Here is an 18,985-nt window from a genome sequence, read left to right on the forward strand (position 1 = left end):
CAGGCTAGCGTAAATATCAGATTGAGCTTTGCTGAGCTTTCTTCTGTAGGGTAACTACTCCGATATGATATGCGTACAATGCCGCGGGTATGAAAGTAAGGGCAATATTTCCGATTTCCCGGACGCCTTCTTTATCGATTGTGGTGACCAATGCTGCATTGAACTGATTGGTTTCGCAAAATTGAACCAAACTACTCAACTCTTGTGGTTTATCGAAATAACGATTGCTCCATTTAATTTCTACGCCCCATAGTGGCTTAAATCTTTTGTCGTCCAATAACACGAGGTCAACCTCTCCTTCGGATCTTCCTGCCTTCCAACGCCCGTAGGCTAAATCCAGTTTCTCCCGGTGCATCCATTGTGATAGCAGCGCGGTCTCGACAAGGTTCCCCATTTCGGGGTCACTGTCGGATATTGGAGAGAACAGCGCAGTGCGAAGGGAGGGATTTGTGAGGTAGACCTTAAAACTTGTTATCCGCTTTAATCGCTTGGCGTTTATGTCGACCTTATTCAGGACTTTAATCAAAAATGCTGCTTCAAGATATTCTAAGTATCGCTTGATCGTTTCTTTCACAATACCGCTTTCTTTTGACAGCTTTTCGAAGGAGAACTCGTTTCCGGTATTGTAAGCAATGTAACTGAAAAACCTGTTCAGTTCCTGAACGTCCTTGATTCCGTATAGACTAGGCAAGTCGCGTAACAGTACTTTATCTACAATGTCATTCTTAACATAGCGGCCCATATCGTCTTGTATCTTTTCGGACAAGACAACTTCCGGGTACCCGCCAAAATTAAGATAGTTGACAAATTCCTTATTCAATACTTTGATATCGTGCGTTACTGTGAAAGGAGCGGTTTTCCCGGAGTATGTAAGGGTTCCTTTGTTTAACAGGTGCGCCATGCCTTTCAGGTGGATGTATTCCTGAAATGTGAGCGGTGGCAACATGAAGTCGGTAAACCTGCCAGCTCCGCTTTCTGAACTGTGCCATTTCAAGGCAGCGGCGGCCGAGCCCGATACAATAAATTTACAATCCCGGTAAGTATCGACCAATACTTTTAAATGACGTTCCCAGTCTTTTAAGTACTGAATCTCATCGAAAAAAACATAGCATCCGTGCAAGTCCGCCAATTGCAACGCGTCGCGGCACAGTAAAAGAATATCTTCAAGCCCCAGGTTCATGTATATCGGGTTGTCAATTCCTATAAAAAATATTCGCTGGGGATTGATCCCGTCATCGATAAGCTGTGATATGGCGTGAAACATCATCACGGTTTTTCCGACCCTACGAGGTCCCATCAGAACAACGGCACGCCTTACATCCGTTTCTTTTACGTAAGGGTAAAAAAGCTCGAAGTACAGTCGCCTTGACATCGAACTGTAAGCGGGATGGATCACCTTGGATATCCACCAGGGATTTTCATATTGGAGCCTTTCTATAATCTTAGGTGTCGGAATAACAGATGATACTTTCATTATTTGATTATTTTCTACACAAATGTAAGAATAAGACTATTAATTTTACTTTATTTTAACGAAAAAGTCGCTGATAAGCTTGATACCGTCGTCTTGTGTAATGTTTTTATCAAGGCAAATAGTACCCACGGGAAGCGGCAACGAAGCGGGCGTGTGGAATTATTTTTCTATATTAGACAGCATAAAACACGGTATCTTTTATGAAGAAAATTCTATTTTTTGGTTTGCTGCTGGTTCCTGGTCTGGCTGACGCCCAACAGGCTCTGGTTAAATACGTTAAACCTATTATTGGAACGGAAAAGATGGGGCATACATACCCGGGCGCTACGGTCCCGTTCGGCGCGGTACAACTGAGTCCGGATACGGACACTATTCCGTATGCGGTAAACGGTAAGTATAACGGTGAGGTGTATAAGTATTGTGCAGGCTATAAATATGAAGATAAGACGATTGTAGGTTTTAGTCACACGCATTTTAGCGGAACGGGACACTCTGATCTTGGTGATTTCCTGATTATGCCGACGCAGGGTAAGCTGCAAATGAATCCGGGTGTGGCGTCTGATCCTAGATCGGGCTTCCGTTCGGCTTTTTCTCATGCCAATGAGGTGGCAGAAGCGGGCTATTATAAGGTTAAGCTTGACGATCATAATATCCTGGCGGAGCTGACGGCGACTAATCGCGTGGGTATGCATCAGTATACTTTCCCTAAATCGGATGACTCGCATATTATCCTCGACCTGATGTCGGGTATTTATAATTATGAGGACAAGACGGTTTGGACGTATGTGCGGGTGGTGAATGATACGCTGATTACAGGTTACCGGCAAACGAACGGTTGGGCGCGGACGCGGACGGTTTACTTTGCGATGTCGTTCTCGAAGCCTTTTAGAGAATACGGACAAAAGAATTTTGAGCCGGCACCGGTTTACCGTGGCTTCTGGCGCAAGTTTGATCAGACAAAGAACCACCCTGAGATCGCCGGAAAGCGAATCAGGATGTACTTTGACTTTGCAACGGATGAGGGGGAGAAGGTGAAAATCAAGTTCGCGCTATCGCCCGTGAGCCAGGCCAATGCACTGGAAAACATGCGTGCTGAGATTCCGGGCTGGGATTTTGAGCAGGTAAAGGCTCAGGCGCAACAGGATTGGAATAAGGAGCTGAACAAGATAAAAATCGGTGCGTCTGAGAATGACAAGATCAACTTTTACACAGCGATGTACCACGCTTTTGTGAACCCGACAAATTATAGCGATGTGAACGGCGAGTATAAGGGTTTGGATCAGAACGTCCATAAGGCAAACGGATTTGTGAACTACACGACGTTTTCGCTTTGGGATACCTACCGGGCTTTGCATCCCTTTTTCAATATCATGCAGCCTTCTCGTAATAATGACATTGTGAAGTCGATGATGGCACATTATGAGCAAAATTCTCTGAAGATGCTCCCGATCTGGTCGCACTACGCGAATGACAACTGGTGTATGAGCGGTTATCATAGTGTGTCGGTTTTGGCGGATGCAATTATTAAAGGCGTGTACGATGGTGATGCGGAAAAAGCGCTTGAGGCTTGTATTGTAACGGCTAATCACAGGAATTATGAGGGCATAGGTGACTATATTGATCTTGGCTATATCCCTGCAGAGCGTAATGGTACTTCTGTTTCGAATACGCTGGAGTATGCTTATGATGACTGGTGCATTGCGCAGATTGCAAAGAAACTCGGTAAGCAGTCGGTTTACAATGAATTTATGAAGCGCTCTGGCAACTGGGTGAATAATTTTGATCCGTCGATAGGTTTTATGCGGCCTAAACTTGCCGATGGTAGTTTTAAAAAGGATTTTGATGCACTGAGCACGCACGGTCAGGGTTTTATTGAGGGCAATACCTGGAATTACAGCTTCTTTGTACCTCATGATCCGGCTGGACTAATTGCGAAGATGGGTGGGGCTAAACGCGTGGCTTCCCGGCTGGATTCGTTGTTTACCATGCATCTTCCTGATGAGTTTTTTGCGGACACGGAGGATATTACACGTGAGGGGATTATTGGGGGCTATGTGCATGGCAATGAACCGGCACACCATGTGGCATACTTGTATAACTGGGTGGGACAGCCATGGAAGACTCAGGAACGGGTACGTATGATCCTGAAGATGCAGTACAAGCCGACGCCTGATGGCTTAGGTGGTAATGATGACTGCGGTCAGATGAGTGCCTGGTATATGTTTTCTTCTCTGGGTTTTTATCCTGTAGCGCCAGGTTCTGATGAATATGCGATTGGCAGTCCGGCCGTGAAAAACGCGGTGCTGACTTTAGAGAACGGTAAGACGCTTGAGATTGAGGCTGTTGGCCAGAGCAACAAGAATGTTTATGTTTCTAAGGTACTGCTGAATGATAAGCCTGTTACGGACTGGAAGCTTAAGCATGCTGACATTATGAATGGGGGCAAGTTGAAGTTTTTTATGACGGGGAAAGTCAAAAAGTAAGCATGTTGTACTAATTAAATCTCTTTTCGGGAGCTGCATCTTTTGATGCTGCGCAACAAAAGCGCTGAGGCTCCCTCAAAGACATTTAATTCAGATATAAAAAAAACAGGGCGAGGGTTTACCCTCGCTTTGTGTTTATACGGCTTTTTGTTCTTTATAGGTGTAGACGTTGTAGCTACAGAGGTATTTAGCGAGATAGCTGGATAGGAAGCAGGCTAACAGGACGGGGATAATCAGCATGTAGCCGCCAAGGACCATACTGCAGGCCAAAGCTATGGCGGTGAAGGGTGCATGGATTGCGGCACTAAGTACAGCAGCGGCACCTACAAGGGCGAAGTTGACTACCACCAGCTCGGTGCCGAAAAAGTGGTTGCACACTGTGGCCGTGAGCATACCCAGAAAGGCGCCGGCTACTATGCTTGGCGCAAACACTCCGCCGTCGCCCCCAGCACCAAGGGTGAGCGATGCGACCAGCGGTTTAAGCAATACAACGGCAGCCAGCAATAGCGGAAGCATCGAGGTATAGTTATTGCTTTGAAGCTGCTTCATTAATCCTGGGATGGCATGGTAACTATCGCCATACAACTGCGGAAAGTGAAAGATCGCGAGTCCGACGAGTACCGCGCCTGCATTTACCCGGATAAAGTTGCTCGATATTTTGGAAAAACGGGCTTTGATAAAGATGACGGTCCGCGTGAAATACACGGCCAGGCAGGCGGCCAGCAAACTAAGCAGGATGAAAAAAGGCATGGCAGCAGGCTTCCATTCGGATACGCTGAAATGAAACATGGCTTCACCACGGAGCAGGATCATGAACAGCCAGGCAATGAGCGAAGCGCACGCGGTGCTTAATAATACGGTTTTAGTGACTTTCCTGGAGATGACTTCGACCGCGAAGAGCATTCCGGCCAGCGGACTTCCAAACAAGGTAGCTACTCCTGCGGCTACGCCAGCGCATACCAGTTCGGTTTTGTAGAGGTTGGCGATGTCTTCACGCTTGTGTGCCATAGCACCAATGGTAGCTGTGGATACTACGGTGGAAACTTCTATGCCGGTAGATCCTCCGAAGATGACCGTTAAAAATCCATTGAAATAATGGGACGGTATTTTGAAGGCGGGCAACTGGTTTTTACGATTGGATATGGTCTGGTATATTTCTTTTATTCCTTTGTTTTGCTTGCCCTTGAAAAGATACTTGCGAAGGAAGTATATGAGGGTGATGCCGACGGAGGGCAGCAGAACGAACAGATAAGGGATGCTTTTGGCCCGGTTGAAGATAAGATGCTGATAGTATTCGGTGATATATTTTAGCGAATCGGCAAGCAGGCAGGCAAAAAGACCTACAATGATGGATGCTAATGCTAATTTGAAATAATTGTAACGTATGACTGTTTCTCGCATAGTTGATTGATTTTGAGACCCAGAGCGTTAGGAAATTTTGCGCAAAGGTAGTAATCGGGTATTTAAAATGCGAAGATGAGGGCTTTTTAATTGACAACGCCTGTCAGCAATGCGGACAGGCGTGTCTTGTTTTTCATAGGTGATGCGATTAATGCAGCGCCGCTAGACAAATGCAGGAACGCCAGATGCAGGGTCGTTGCCCTGTATCTGATTGCGACGAAAATCGGAGGGTTCGACTGGTCGCCTCGTTATCTTTTTGTTTAGTCCGCTTGCTGCGCTGAACAGCAGCATGCCGCCAAGGATAATTTCTTCGGCAGCGATAACAGGACGGGTCTTGAGTGCTTTGATTCCGCGCTGCAATATGTATGCGCCAGCGATGACGGAGATCAAGCGTTTTCCGGCATTGAGCTCTTCTGCTTCGTATCTTCTTAATATAGAGCCTCCAAGGGCTAAGGTTGCTTTGTCTTTCAGTTTGGTAAACATAGATGTGCTCATTTTATGTTGAATAACTTTGCTCTTCTCGCTGAATATTCAACATCAATGCCCGGTTTTTGTTTGGGAATTGTGGTTTTTGACAAGGAAACTGACAGTGGATGATGCCGTTGCTTTAGCCGGTATACAGGTATTTGGCCTCAAGACCTTGTATGTTGCTCAGCCGGTCGGCCACAACGTTTACCTGACTCTTCCGCACTTCAAACCGCATGGTGCTGGTGCTGTCGAAGCTTTGGAAAATGACGTTAAGCTGCTGGTCCTTGATGAGCTTCATAACGTCGTTCATGACCAGGTAATCGAAGGTGATTTCGTAGATGTCGTTGACCGTCTTTTCGATGACCTGCGCGACGGAAATAGCATCGGCAGCAGCGGTGCGATAGGCGTTGATGAGTCCGGGTACGCCAAGCAGCGTGCCGCCAAAATAGCGTACCACGACAATAAGTATATTGGTGAGATCTGCACTGAGGATAGCGTTCAGGATGGGACGACCGCCTGTTCCCGAAGGTTCTCCGTCGTCCTGCAACCGGAACACACTTTTATCCGGCGTGAGCCGCAGGGCCCAGCAGTGATGTCGCGCTTTAGGGTGTTCAGCACGAAGTTGCTGCAGGATAGTCTTCACCTGCTCGTCGGACGAAACGGGATAGGCATAGGCGATAAATTTACTGCCTTTGTCCTTAAAGAGCCCTTCGGCCGACTGAGCTATGGTTTTGTAGGTATCGTCGAATAACATGTCAGATCTGGTATTTCTGGGCTATGGCGATCAGGATGATGGCGCAGAGCGCGAAGGTAAGTCCCAGATAATTCAGCCGGTTTAGTTTCTCTTTGAAGAGGAAGATCCCGACGAGGGTTCCGGCAATGATAACGCCCATGTTCATGGCAGCAAATACGGTGGAGGGATTATCGGCCATGGCCTGATGTGCCTTGAGGTAAAACAGGATGTTGAAGAAATTGAAGAAGCCAAGGATGCATCCGCAGGCGAAATTGACCATTTGCAAACGCTGCTTTCTGACCAGCCTCAGGTACATAATTGCGCAAAGGGAAAGGATGAAAGCCAGGCCAAAAATGAGGATGAGTGAACTGGTGTAGGGTATGGTTTGAACCTGGGCAACGCGCTTAAAGAGAGTATCTATAACTCCAAACCCGATAAAAACCATGAGCGGATATATCCACCTTTGTCCGCTTTTGTGTTCGGACGATTTTTTGTAGAGTGTAAAAAATATAGCAAGGAAGCCAACGCAGAGCCCGACAATCTTAAGCGTACTGAAACGCTCCTGAAAGACGACATAGGCCGCTATGATAGGAATGAACAGGGATAATCGCTGCGCGATGTCGGTTTTGACGATGCCTATATTTCGGACGGACGCGGCCAAAAACCAGAATATAGATGGGAGCAGGATTCCTAAAGCCAGGTAGACCAGCGAAAAGTTAGACGGACTTAAGGTCCGTACTTCTGGTCGGAAAAAGAAAATGGCCAGGATGATAGCGAAGAAATAGTTCCACGTAACGGCTTGGTGGATATTGATTTTGTATCGACGTGCAAGCTTCAACATAACCGCTACGGTTACGCTGCAGCAGACGCTAATGAAAAGGTACAGCATTCAGTTGGTTTTGATAGATGGTAAGCCGGTCGTTATGGATATCCAGCTGTTCGGCAATGAATCCATTTACTTGCGGTGAGCGCACACCTTCCTGCCAGGATGTGGCTGAAGTGAACACGCGCGCTTCATCCCATAGTCCGGCTTTTATGAACTGACATAGGGTGTTTGCCCCGCCTTCTATGATAACAGACTGTATATCCATCAGGTAAAGCTGGAAGGCTATCTTCTGAGGCAGGTAGTTCTGCATGTCTTCCATCTGGATATAACATATGTTATTCTCAGTTTTTGTCTTTACCTCATTTAATATGAGCGTTTTAGACTGGTCATTGAATAAATGGCTTGAGGTTGAAACCTGCAGTTGGCGGTCAATTAATATCCGCACAGGATTTTTACCTGTCCACTCCCTTGTGGTAAGCAGGGGATTATCGGCCATGGCAGTACGCTTGCCTATGAGTATGGCGTCTTCTTCTGTACGCCATTTATGCACCAGCTTTTTTGCAAGCGGTCCGCTGATCCATTCCTGAAGGGTGTTTTTTGGTGCAAAGTAGCCGTTGGCCGTTGTAGCCCATTTCAAAATAATATAAGGCCGGTGCTGCGTAATCCTGGTGAAGAAGCGCCTGTTGAGCTGACTGCATTCCTGCTCGAGCAAGCCGGTTTCTACAGCAATACCTGCATCGCGCAAGCGTGCTATGCCTTTGCCGTTGACATCGGCGAAGGGATCTTTATTGCCTATGATGACTTCTTTGATCTGGTGCTTTACGAGCAGGTCTGCACAGGGTGGTGTTTTGCCGTGATGCGCGCAGGGTTCTAGGTTGACATACAGCGTAGCTTCGCGGAGCAGTTGCGGCGCGTGCTCGCCATGCAGCCTGAAGACATCGTTAATGGCGTTGACTTCCGCGTGCGCTTCACCAAACCTGGCGTGATACCCTTCGCCGATAATGGTATCGTTATGCACAATAACACAGCCTACCATTGGATTTGGGCTTACGTTTCCGATGCCCATTTCTGCCAGCTCGAGGCAGCGACGCATGTATAGCTCTTTTGTCATCTCAGCAAAAGTAAGTTTAATGTTGGATTTACTATTTTTGCAACGCATGAATTTAAAGCAATTATTGCAATTTTTCACTAATGAGTTAAGTAACATCTATGATCGGGATGAAATTAGCTCGGTGTTTTATCTGGTGACTGAACATCTTACCGGCATGCGCCGGTCGCAGGCTACAATGGCACACGATGATCCGTTGAGCGCTGATGCACATGAGGTTTATATTAAAATTCTTGAGCGCTTGAAAGCGGGGGAACCCTTGCAATATGTGTTGGGCGAGGCAAGCTTTTTCGGACTTACTTTTAGGGTGAATAAAAATGTGCTTATACCACGGCCAGAGACGGAAGAATTGGTCGACTGGGTGATACGGTCGTGCAATACACGTAAAGGATTGCAGATTTTGGATATAGGCACGGGTAGTGGTTGCATTGCGGTTTCACTTAAGAAGTTTATCCCTGAGGCGGTTGTAACTGCACTCGATATATCTGAAGAGGCACTTGAGGTGGCTGGCAATAATGCGCTTTTGAATGATGTGGATGTGCATTTTGTTCAAGCTGACATATTAACGTTTTCCACAGCGGATAAATACGACATTATTGTAAGCAATCCCCCGTATATTGGTGGGTCGGAAAAGGCTGAAATGCATGCGAATGTACTGGACTTTGAGCCGCATCTGGCCTTGTTTGTTGCGGATGAACGACCATTGTTGTTTTATGAGGCGATCGCAGATTTTGCGAAAGTTAGTCTTAGGAAAGGTGGTTTGCTGTTTTTTGAGATTAACGCCAGGTATGGCGTCGAAACTGTTAAAATGCTTTCTTCCAAAGGCTTTACAAACATTGAGCTAAAACAAGACATGCAGGGAAACGACAGAATGATAAGAGCTAACTTCTTGGATGGTACTGCATAACAACCGAGCGAAGGTAATCGCGGTCGAGATGCATATAAATTTCCGTTGTAGTGATGCTTGAATGTCCGAGCATTTCCTGAATGGCCCGCAGATCGGCCCCGCCTTCTATAAGATGTGTAGCAAAGGAATGCCGGAAAGTGTGCGGACTGATTGCCTTGTTGAGCCCGATTTTTTCAGCCAGGGATTTGATGACTTTAAACACGAATACCCGGGTGAGTCCGGAACCCCGACGGCTAAGGAAGGCGTAATCGGCATACCCAGGGATAATTTTAACGTGAACACGCACTTCCTCAAGATATATCATCAGCATTTTAAGGGCTGTACTACCTATGGGTACGAGACGTTCTTTGTTGCCTTTTCCCAGTACCTTGATAAATCCCTCTTCGATAAATATCTGCGACAGCTTCAAATTGACGAGCTCTGATACTCGCAGCCCACATCCGTAAAGTATTTCAAGCATTGCTTTATTGCGCATACCGTCTGGTTTAGATGCATCTACCGCGCCTATGAGTGCATTGATTTCTTCTACGTTGAGGACGTCAGGCAGTTTGCGGGGTATCCGCGGTGCGTCGAGGACTTCACTTGGATCTTCTATGATCAATTGCTCAAGCACAAGGAAAGAAAAGAAGGATTTGATACTGGAGATGACCCTGGCCTGGCTGCTTGCAAGCATCCCGAGTTCTGATATCCATGTAATAAATTCCTTTAGATGGTAGATATCAATTAACCTTATATCAGTAGTTTTAGAAACAGACTGAAGGTACTGATCCAGTTTACGTACATCACTCAGATAGGCCTCGATGGAGTTGGCCGACAAGCCGCGTTCCAGTCGCAGGTAATTTTTATAAGGTCGCAAACAGGCTTCGATCTGCACGTCAAAAAAGATTTTATTCTGTAAGTTTTATAGTTTATGTTTGAGGCAATGAAGATACAAATAATAAACGGTCCCAATCTTAACCTGCTCGGCGTCCGTGAACCGGGGATATATGGCGACGTTGGTTTCGAAACGTATATGGAGCAGTTGCGGGCCATGTACGCGGTGATGCAAATTGACTATTTTCAGAGCAACGTGGAAGGTGAATTGATCAATAAGTTGCACGAAGTGGGCTTTACCTATGACGGCATCGTGATTAACGCGGGAGGGTATACCCACACTTCGGTGGCTTTGGCAGATGCGATTGCGGCAATAAATACACCTGTGATTGAGGTGCATGTATCTAATATTTATGCGCGGGAGGAATACCGGCATGTGTCGCTGACGGGAAAGAATTGTAAAGGAGTGCTGACAGGCTTTGGTCTGGATGGTTACCGGCTTGCTATTGAAAGTCTGTTAAAACCACTTTAACTGGCTAAAAAACCTGATCTTTTCGATAAAATACGCATAAACTATGCTGTGCGGGTATTGTCCGCCATGTTGCTGGAAAGGAATCTGTTTGCCTGATCTTTTTCGGGCGTTATGATTCAGGCTCGTTAAAAAATGCCAGTGCGCTTTATTGATGGCGAAGGCGAAATCGGGTTTACCCTGAATCATGAAATGTATCCATGCTACGAAATCGAGCGACATACGAATGAATATCCTGGACCAGGCATCGTTTAGCGGGAGATTTTTTTGCATGATGACCAGGTTGTTCCGGAAGTTCAAATAGGTTTTATAGGGGTTGTTGCTGTCGAGCGTACCGCCGCCAACATGATAGACTTCTGCATGGGGACAGTACCCGATCTTATAACCCAGGTTTTTGAGTCGCCAGCACAGGTCGATCTCCTCCATATGCGCAAAGAAATCGGGATCGAGACCGCCAACTTCCTTCCAGCAGCGACTCTTGATGAAAAGAGCGGCACCACTTGCCCAGAAGATTTCGGATGCCTGGTCGTATTGCCCGTAATCTGCTTCTACCGTGTCGAACAACCGACCGCGACAGAAAGGGAAGCCGTGCAGATCGAGATAACCTCCGGCGGCACCGGCGTATTCGAACTTGGTTTTGTTGACCTGCCATTTGATTTTAGGCTGAGCGACCGCCATAAGCGGGTCCTGTTCCATATATTTGATTACCGGATGAATCCAGTCGGGCGGCACCTCGACATCAGAATTGAGCAGCACATAATAATCGGCCTCTACCTGACTGAGCACTCTTTTATAACCCTCTGCAAATCCATAGTTCCTGTCGTTTTCAATGATCCGGATTTGAGGATAGTTGGCCTTAATGAAAGCGACGGACTCGTCGGAAGAGGCATTGTCGCCCACAATAAGCTGCAGATCTGGGTACTGCGACATGACGACGCCTGGCAGAAATTGCTGCAATAATTTCTGACCGTTCCAGTTCAGGATCACTACGGCTACACTCGGGGTTGTCATCATTCGGCTATTGGTTTGTGCTTCCATCGCCTGTGGCTCCAAAGCCAGAAGGGCGGGTTTTTACGTATAATGTTTTCTAACAGCGCAAAGGTAGCTGCTGTAATTGGAAATTCGGTGGTCCCGGCAGGGGCAAGTTCCGTGTTGATCAGCGTACATTCTACTTCGTAATATCCCCGGCGCACGCGCTGCATATCGAGATAGATGGGTATGCGGCCGGTTTGCAATGCGATCTTTTCGATACCGGTGATGACGGCGGTAGGCTGATTAAGAAAATTGATCCAATGCCGGGCTTCTTCCCGAATAGGGGTTTGATCGCCTGCAAAACAGAATGCGGTTACTTCATTTTTGGTGGCAGCTACCGCCCGAAGGGTTTGCCTCATGGTGATAAATATGTTGCCCGTTCGCGTTCTGACCTTATAAAACCACTTATCGAAGGCTGTGTTGTTAAGCGGCTTATAGATCACGTATGACTTTGCAGGTATGCAAATGCCGAAGGCCATCATACCCAGTTCCCAGTTGCTATAATGAGCAGTGCAGGCGAGCACGCTTTTACCATCGTTAAGCAGGTTGGTTATGACTTCGAGGTTCTTAAATTTTACTCTTTCCAGGATTTGTTTTTCGGTAATGCTGTCGAGTTTCACAATCTCTATGATGAGATCGGCGAGGTGCCGGTAGTAGGCTTTCTCGATTACAGCCAATTGAGCCTCAGTTTTGTCGGGGAAGGAGTTACGAAGATTTTCTTGTACAACCTTACGGCGATAGCGAAAGATGTAGTATAGTATGGCAAAGAGCAGATCGGAGATGATGTACAGTATGCTGAAAGGTAGTAATGATAAAAGCTTCAAAAAAAATATGCCTGTATAAGAAAAGCCTTTTTTTATCATTATTTTGGCGAATTGAGAATGCAAACATAATTTATCAGATGCAAAGTTCAGCTATATTCCCGCTTTTTTATCTTCCGCCGGTTGCTTATTTTTCTGCTTTAAAAGCCTTTGAACCAGAGCTGCTGCTGGAGCGGGAGGAGCATTTTGTAAAGCAAACTTACCGGAACAGGGCGCAGATTTATTCGCCAAATGGGGCGCTTGATTTGATTGTTCCGGTAATAAAGGGTGCCAAGGTTCATACTAAGGTAAAGGATGTGCGGATCAGCAATGATTTCAGATGGCAGCGCCTGCACTGGAAGAGCTTGACGAGTTGCTACCGGAACTCGGCCTATTTTGAGTTTTATGAGGATGAGTTTGTACAGTTTTATGAGCGGGAATATTCTTTTCTTTTTGACTATAACCTGGAATTACTGACATGGGTTTTTAAACAGTTGAAGAAGGATATGCAGATCGGTTTTACGGACGACTACAAAGATGATTTGCCTGTCGAACTCGATTTCAGGGAGCGTATTCATCCGAAAAGGGATTGCCTAGGGTTTACTGCCAAGCCTTATTTCCAGGTGTTTGACGACCGTCAGGGCTTCCTGCCAAACTTAAGTGTGGTTGACTTGTTGTTTAACCAGGGGCCGCAGTCTAAATCTTATCTGTAATCTATGCCAAAGGAACCAAGACGCAAACACCACAAGCGTAAGCGATATTCGCTGCCGGAGGCCGGTTCCAGTCCGGGTCTGGTTTATATTGATCCGAATGCTTTAAAGACGGTTGTAAGGCTGTATAAGTATAACGCCGACCATTATGAGATTTCGGAACTGGCAGGATTTGAGGGCTTGCATGAGTGTGTGACCGACCGGAACTATAATTTCTGGGTAGAAGTGAAGGGTCTGGATTCTGAGGCGGTGTTTGAGGAACTGAACCTGAATTTCAATATTAATAAGCTCATTCTTGAGGATATTACGCGCACTTATCAGCGTCCGAAGCTTGAAGAGTATGAGGGCTATGATTTTGCGATTAGCCGGATGCTGTATATCGACGAAAATGAAGATGTAGATAATGTTCAGGTGTCGTTCATTTTGTTCGATCATATTTTATTCACCTTTCAGGAAAGTTATGAGGATTGTCTCGATCCTATAAGATCCAGGTTGAAGGCTGGCAAAGGAAATATACGTACGGGAGGAAGCAGCTATCTGATGTATGCGCTGATGGATAATATTATTGACCATTATTTTCAGATTCTGAATAAGTGGGGCGATGATCTGGATGCTATCGAGGACCGCTTGTTTGCCAATCCGGATCGCTCGGTGATGTACGACACGCAGTCTATTAAGCGCAACCTTATCTCGATAAGGCGGGTGGTTTGGCCGGAGCGCGACAAATTGAACGATATTCTACGCAGTGACAGTCCGAGGATCCCGAATCAGACAAAGACCTATGTGAAGGATGCTTACGATCACTGTATTCAGCTTATTGATATTGTTGATTCGCTGAAGGAGATCTCGGTGAGTAATATTGATATGTATCTATCGATCATTAGCAACCGGATGAACGAGATTATGAAGGTGCTAACGATTATTTCGTCTATCTTTATTCCGCTGACTTTTATAGCGGGCATTTACGGGATGAATTTTGCCCGGGTAGATCCGGCGACCGGCAAGGAGCTTCCGGGTAATATGCCGGAATTATATGAGGCCCACGGTTACGTGTATACGATTGCAGTAATGGCGTTTATTGCGGTAGTTCAGGTTATATATTTCTGGAAAAAGGGATGGTTTAAATAGGGGCTATTATTATTACCTTAGTGCCGTGCAATCATTTGAACTGGATAAGCGTGATATCTCCAAGATAAAGGCTGCCTTAAGCGGCAGCGATGAGCAGCTTTCGGCTGTTCTGGCTGAATATCATGCCTCGGAGATTGCCATTCTTTTCGCTAGTCTGCAGCCCCATGACAGGCAGCGTATTATCAATTTACTTCCTGTAGAAACGGCTTCTGAGGTGCTTTCGGAAATGACTGAAGAGGCGCATCCGGAGGAACTATTGTTGCAGATGGATCCGGAAAAGCGTGCCGAGGTGGTTGAAGAGCTCGATTACGATGATGCGACGGATATTCTCTCTCAACTGGAAGCGCACGAACAACTGGAGATACTGGAAGAACTGGACGAAGATGATGCTTCTCATATCCGGAACCTGCTGAGCTACGACGATGAGACGGCCGGTGGTTTGATGAATACGGAGTTTATCCGTATTAATGTGAACATGATGAAGAAGGATGCTATCGACGAGATCATCCGGCAAAGTGAAGAAATTGAGGAGTTTTATACTGTGTACGTAATAGATGATGCCAATGTTTTCCAAGGGGTTGTGTCGCTGGAGGATATCATCAGATCAAAGGGCAACGTAAAGATCACGGAACTTGTAAGGGCAGAGGTGGCCTGGGTGCACCCTGATACGGACCAGGAGGAGGTAGCGAGACTGATTTCGCAATATAACATCACGAGTATACCGGTGCTTGACAGTGACATGAAGCTGCTGGGCAGGGTAACTTTTGATGATGTGATTGACGTACTGGAGGAAGAAAACACGGAGGATATCCTTAAGATATCCGGGGTTTCTGAGGATGAGGAGCTGTCGGGTAACTGGGTGGAGGCTGTGAAGTCGCGCCTGCCTTGGTTAATTGTGAACCTTGGTACTGCATTTCTTGCATCTGGCGTGATCAGGCATTATGAACCAACGCTAAACCGCATACCGGTGCTCTCTGCCTATATGACCATTATTGCCGGTATGGGTGGGAATGCGGCCACCCAGGCGCTTGCTGTTACGGTGCGGCGGATTTCCCTTTACGATTTAACGGACAATCAGGCTTACCGGGCGGTATTGAAGGAGTTTACCGTAGGTTTAATAAACGGGGCGGTAACTGGCTTGATCGTATTTATTTTCGCATTGTATTTCGATGCAAATCCGATGCTCGGCCTGGTGATCTTTTTTGCGATGATCGGCAATCTGATGATAGCGGCTGTGACGGGTACGGGCATTCCTTTGTTTTTAAAGCGAATTGGAATCGATCCGGCCATTGCTTCTTCAATTATTATTACAACTTTTACAGATGTTTTCGGATTTTTGCTGCTGCTTGGTTTGGCGAGCAAACTTTTACTTTAACTAATTATTTATATGCAACCCACAAAACACGACTGGACGAAAGATGAGATATCGTCTATATATCATAAGCCTCTGCTGGATTTGATTTATGAAGCAGCTACCATTCATCGCGAAAATCAGGATTATAACGAAGTACAGATCAGTTCGTTGATATCCATTAAGACTGGCGGATGTGCGGAGGACTGTGCTTATTGTCCGCAAGCGGCACGTTATCATACTGATCTGCAGGTTCAGCCTTTAATGCAGGTGAGCCAGGTTGTGAGTGCTGCTGTTAAAGCTAAGGAGGGTGGTGCGTCAAGGTTGTGCATGGGTGCGGCATGGCGCGAGGTTCGTGATAACCGGGATTTTGACCGCGTAATTGAGATGGTAAAAGCGGTTAATGACATGGACATGGAGGTGTGCTGTACCTTAGGTATGCTTTCTGAAAGCCAGGCACAGCGATTGGCCGATGCAGGGTTGTATGCGTATAACCATAATTTGGATACGTCTGAGGATGATTATAAGCGGATCATTTCTACGCGTACTTATGATGATCGTCTGAACACTATTAAAAATGTGCGTAAGGCGAAACTGACTGTGTGCAGCGGAGGTATCATTGGATTGGGTGAAACTGTGGAGGATAGGGTGTCAATGTTGCATACCCTGGCAAACATGGATGTTCATCCGGAATCTGTTCCGGTTAACGCATTGGTACCTGTAAAGGGTACGCCACTCGAGGATCAGCCGCGTGTGCCGATATGGGATATGGTGAGGATGATAGCGACTGCGCGTATCGTAATGCCAAATTCTGTTGTTCGCCTATCGGCTGGCAGAAATGAGATGAGCACGCTGGAACAGGCGTTTTGTTTTATGGCTGGTGCCAATTCGATTTTTGCGGGCGATAAATTGCTGACTACTCCAAACCCTGCTTTTATTGATGATATGGCTATGTTCGAGTTACTTGGCCTAAAAACAAGAGATGCCTTTAAAAAGGGCAGGCCTGCAAATACAGAAAAACTACAACTTGATGCGCTCGCATAGCTTATAAATATCGTAAGCTACTTTTTGCGTCAGGTCGAACTGCTCAGATATGACCATCTGAGCGGTTTGAATTTCGCCATCTTTACTTGAGCGTCTGATTAAGGGTACATTGTTTACTTGCCCGGTATTGTGCTGCAGGATTTCGATAGTCTGTTTAAAGAGGTATTGGGTGTTTTGGATGACAGGCTTAAGTTCTTCAAGATCAATCCCTGTAAAGTTGTGTTCTTTAACATACAGGGACAAGGTAGCGATATAGGACGACAGCTGATGGTTTAGTGCGGTAAATTGATGCAGTTCTTTCATAATTACCTGCTTACTTTTTGGCTCTGAGAACATCCGCTGAAAAAGTGAGGCCAGGTTGGCCGTAGTTACGTAAACCTGTTTGCGCGCCACTTTATAATTGGTGGGGTCGCCCAGCGGACCTGAATACAATAAAACAACCTCTTCGAAATATTTCATATTGGCCTGCAGGGTTTCCTGGAGTGCTTCTTTTAGTTTTTCGTGTTCCCAGTTTGGAAACAGGGAGTAACTGGCGATTAGTGCAATACCAGAGCCAATCAAGGTGTCGTAGATACGTTCGCGCGCGGCAGACAAGCCTCCGATACCGAGGAAATCAAAGAGTACCAGGATATATGGCGTCATAAACAATACGCTGACCACATAATTTTTGCGCTGAAAACTATAAGATCCGATCATACATATCAGCAGAATGGCAAAGAGGGCGTTTTTATCCTGGATGTATATAAGGATGCCCATGCCGGCAAATGATCCGGCGATTGTGCCGACCAGTCTTTCATAATTGCGTTGCTTTGTAAGACTGAATCCAGGTTTTGAGATCACAAGTATGGTGAGGAGTATCCAATAGCTATGAGAAAAGTTTAATGATTTGGCCACGACAAAGCCGATCAGCATAACGATAGCAACACGTAAGGAGTGCCGGAAGGTTGATGATCTGAACGTAAGGTTTTCCCAGAGCAGATCCGTATCGAAGCTTTGCCGGGTAACGAACTTGTCGACATTTATATTGCGTGTTGTTAGGCTCTTCTTTTTGGCTTTATTGAAATATCCATTTATGGTTTTCAGCCTTGACAGGATGTTCTCAATATTGACCTCAATATTTTTAAGGGCAATGATGCCGAGCGTGGTATAGTTAGCACCCGACTTGTCGGTCTCAAGCTTTACAATTTCAGCTTTTAGCATTTCGACGTCCTTATCAAGATCTGAGGGCAGGTGAGGGGTATTTCCGGCAACGAGCGCAAATCCTATATCGTCCAGTTCGTCCGCAATTTTTATAATAACCTTTTCGTAATGACTAAGGATTCCGGACGGATCGAACTGTTCATGCAGCCGTTTGTAGTTGTAATATGTCGACATGATCTGCTCAAACAAGTCAACGATGTCTACAAATACAAGCAATAAAAACCGGCCTTCCGGAGTCGATTCACGCACAATTTCGCGGGTTTTAAATAGAACCTCCCGAACCGCATCCTGCTTTTCATGTACCTGAACCTGAAGTTTTAAAAGTTCTGCGTAGGCCTGGTCGTAGTCCGTATTTTCTCTGTAAAATTTAGCCTTAGCGCGAAGGAAATCACTAATTTCATGGATACACTCGCTCAAACTCTGCTGAACCAGCCGATATGGTCGTAGCTTATAAAAGAGGTAGCTGAGCATGGTATACCAAATGCTACCGAGAAAGACCAATAAAGCATAAAATAGCACATCTTGCCAGGGCCTCACGTCGTCGATACTCAACACCATGACAATCAGCGCGGCCGTGCCAACAGATGCAGCTCTTAGTCCGTACAGGAAAAACATAGAAAATACGAAACTGCACAGGGTCAGCACAGCACCTATAAAGTAATCGTTTTTATTGGTCAGCCCGACGATTACGGATATGATCGTGATCAGTCCCGTAGTTACGAGCATCGCATTGCGACGATGAACGATTGGTCCGGGCGAATCTGTAATACTCACACATAACGCGCCCAATGATAATGTGATGCCGTACTGCAGCATACCAAACTGTGCGAGAATAAGCGGCGGGCAAAGCACGCCAAAGGAAATCCGCAATCCGTCTGCAAAGTATGTGCTAAGCAGAAAGTCGTGAATACTACGGATTGGGCGATTCAGCATGAACGTCTTTAATAACTATTAGACCATAATTTATATTATGTTAAC

The 18,985-nt window shown here is 46.1% G+C and carries 17 protein-coding genes; 7 read left to right on the plus strand and 10 right to left on the minus strand.

Annotated features, from left to right (window positions below; genetic code table 11):
• Positions 1-16: 16 nt before the first annotated feature.
• Positions 17-1,474 (minus strand): ATP-binding protein, encoded by a 1,458-nt coding sequence (locus J3P40_RS12025; protein ID WP_256005915.1) that lies wholly within the window; start codon positions 1,472-1,474, stop codon positions 17-19.
• Positions 1,475-1,674: 200 nt separating this feature from the next.
• Between J3P40_RS12025 and J3P40_RS12030 the strand changes: the two genes are divergently transcribed.
• Complete coding sequence (locus tag J3P40_RS12030; protein WP_256005916.1) at positions 1,675-3,957, plus strand: GH92 family glycosyl hydrolase; 2,283 nt, start codon at positions 1,675-1,677, stop codon at positions 3,955-3,957.
• A gap of 135 nt (positions 3,958-4,092) precedes the next feature.
• On the opposite strand, the gene J3P40_RS12035 is transcribed toward J3P40_RS12030, so the two are convergent.
• The 5 genes from J3P40_RS12035 to ribD all read right to left on the minus strand — a co-directional run bounded on the left by J3P40_RS12035 (position 4,093) and on the right by ribD (position 8,496).
• Positions 4,093-5,358, minus strand: a complete 1,266-nt coding sequence (locus tag J3P40_RS12035; protein ID WP_256005917.1) for a chloride channel protein — start codon at positions 5,356-5,358, stop codon at positions 4,093-4,095.
• 162 nt (positions 5,359-5,520) lie between these two features.
• Positions 5,521-5,853, minus strand: coding sequence for a hypothetical protein (locus J3P40_RS12040; protein WP_256005918.1), 333 nt, complete (start codon positions 5,851-5,853; stop codon positions 5,521-5,523).
• Between the two features lie 112 nt (positions 5,854-5,965).
• Positions 5,966-6,580: an IMPACT family protein gene (locus J3P40_RS12045; RefSeq protein WP_256005919.1), complete on the minus strand. Its 615-nt coding sequence runs from the start codon at positions 6,578-6,580 to the stop codon at positions 5,966-5,968.
• 1 nt (position 6,581) lies between these two features.
• Positions 6,582-7,448, minus strand: coding sequence for an EamA family transporter (locus J3P40_RS12050; protein ID WP_256005920.1), 867 nt, complete (start codon positions 7,446-7,448; stop codon positions 6,582-6,584).
• Positions 7,429-8,496, minus strand: coding sequence for a bifunctional diaminohydroxyphosphoribosylaminopyrimidine deaminase/5-amino-6-(5-phosphoribosylamino)uracil reductase RibD (gene ribD / locus J3P40_RS12055; RefSeq protein ID WP_256005921.1), 1,068 nt, complete (start codon positions 8,494-8,496; stop codon positions 7,429-7,431). The genes J3P40_RS12050 and ribD overlap by 20 nt, the downstream gene beginning before the upstream one ends.
• A gap of 46 nt (positions 8,497-8,542) precedes the next feature.
• Between ribD and prmC the strand changes: the two genes are divergently transcribed.
• Positions 8,543-9,400, plus strand: a complete 858-nt coding sequence (prmC, locus tag J3P40_RS12060) for a peptide chain release factor N(5)-glutamine methyltransferase (RefSeq protein WP_256005922.1) — start codon at positions 8,543-8,545, stop codon at positions 9,398-9,400.
• Here prmC and xerD read toward each other — a convergent pair.
• Positions 9,375-10,274: a site-specific tyrosine recombinase XerD gene (gene xerD / locus J3P40_RS12065; protein WP_256005923.1), complete on the minus strand. Its 900-nt coding sequence runs from the start codon at positions 10,272-10,274 to the stop codon at positions 9,375-9,377. The two genes, prmC and xerD, sit on opposite strands and share 26 nt — an antisense overlap.
• Positions 10,275-10,322: 48 nt before the next feature.
• On the opposite strand from xerD, the gene aroQ reads away from it, so the two are divergent.
• The gene (gene aroQ, locus J3P40_RS12070; protein ID WP_256005924.1) at positions 10,323-10,745 is read left to right on the plus strand and encodes a type II 3-dehydroquinate dehydratase; all 423 of its coding nucleotides are present in this window, start codon (positions 10,323-10,325) and stop codon (positions 10,743-10,745) included.
• On the opposite strand, the gene J3P40_RS12075 is transcribed toward aroQ, so the two are convergent.
• A complete protein-coding gene (locus J3P40_RS12075; protein ID WP_256007074.1) occupies positions 10,731-11,753 on the minus strand; it encodes a glycosyltransferase family 2 protein in 1,023 nt (340 codons plus the stop codon). The two genes, aroQ and J3P40_RS12075, sit on opposite strands and share 15 nt — an antisense overlap.
• A complete protein-coding gene (locus tag J3P40_RS12080; RefSeq protein ID WP_256005925.1) occupies positions 11,753-12,598 on the minus strand; it encodes a lysophospholipid acyltransferase family protein in 846 nt (281 codons plus the stop codon). Before J3P40_RS12080 ends, J3P40_RS12075 begins: the two co-directional genes overlap by 1 nt.
• 77 nt (positions 12,599-12,675) lie before the next feature.
• On the opposite strand from J3P40_RS12080, the gene J3P40_RS12085 reads away from it, so the two are divergent.
• Genes J3P40_RS12085 through bioB form a run of 4 tightly spaced genes read left to right on the plus strand, consistent with a single transcriptional unit; the run spans position 12,676 to position 16,807 of the window.
• Positions 12,676-13,287 (plus strand): WbqC family protein, encoded by a 612-nt coding sequence (locus J3P40_RS12085; RefSeq protein ID WP_256005926.1) that lies wholly within the window; start codon positions 12,676-12,678, stop codon positions 13,285-13,287.
• Between the two features lie 3 nt (positions 13,288-13,290).
• Positions 13,291-14,412 (plus strand): magnesium/cobalt transporter CorA, encoded by a 1,122-nt coding sequence (gene corA, locus J3P40_RS12090; protein WP_256005927.1) that lies wholly within the window; start codon positions 13,291-13,293, stop codon positions 14,410-14,412.
• A 25-nt stretch (positions 14,413-14,437) separates the two neighbouring features.
• Positions 14,438-15,787 (plus strand): magnesium transporter, encoded by a 1,350-nt coding sequence (gene mgtE / locus J3P40_RS12095; RefSeq protein ID WP_256005928.1) that lies wholly within the window; start codon positions 14,438-14,440, stop codon positions 15,785-15,787.
• Between the two features lie 12 nt (positions 15,788-15,799).
• Positions 15,800-16,807, plus strand: coding sequence for a biotin synthase BioB (gene bioB, locus J3P40_RS12100; RefSeq protein ID WP_256005935.1), 1,008 nt, complete (start codon positions 15,800-15,802; stop codon positions 16,805-16,807).
• Here the strand turns inward: bioB and J3P40_RS12105 are convergent.
• A complete protein-coding gene (locus tag J3P40_RS12105) occupies positions 16,784-18,940 on the minus strand; it encodes an FUSC family protein (RefSeq protein WP_256005936.1) in 2,157 nt (718 codons plus the stop codon). The two genes, bioB and J3P40_RS12105, sit on opposite strands and share 24 nt — an antisense overlap.
• Positions 18,941-18,985: the final 45 nt, after the last annotated feature.

Origin of the sequence: Pedobacter deserti (genome assembly GCF_024436415.1) — a bacterium.
Taxonomy (GTDB): domain Bacteria; phylum Bacteroidota; class Bacteroidia; order Sphingobacteriales; family Sphingobacteriaceae; genus Pedobacter; species Pedobacter faecalis.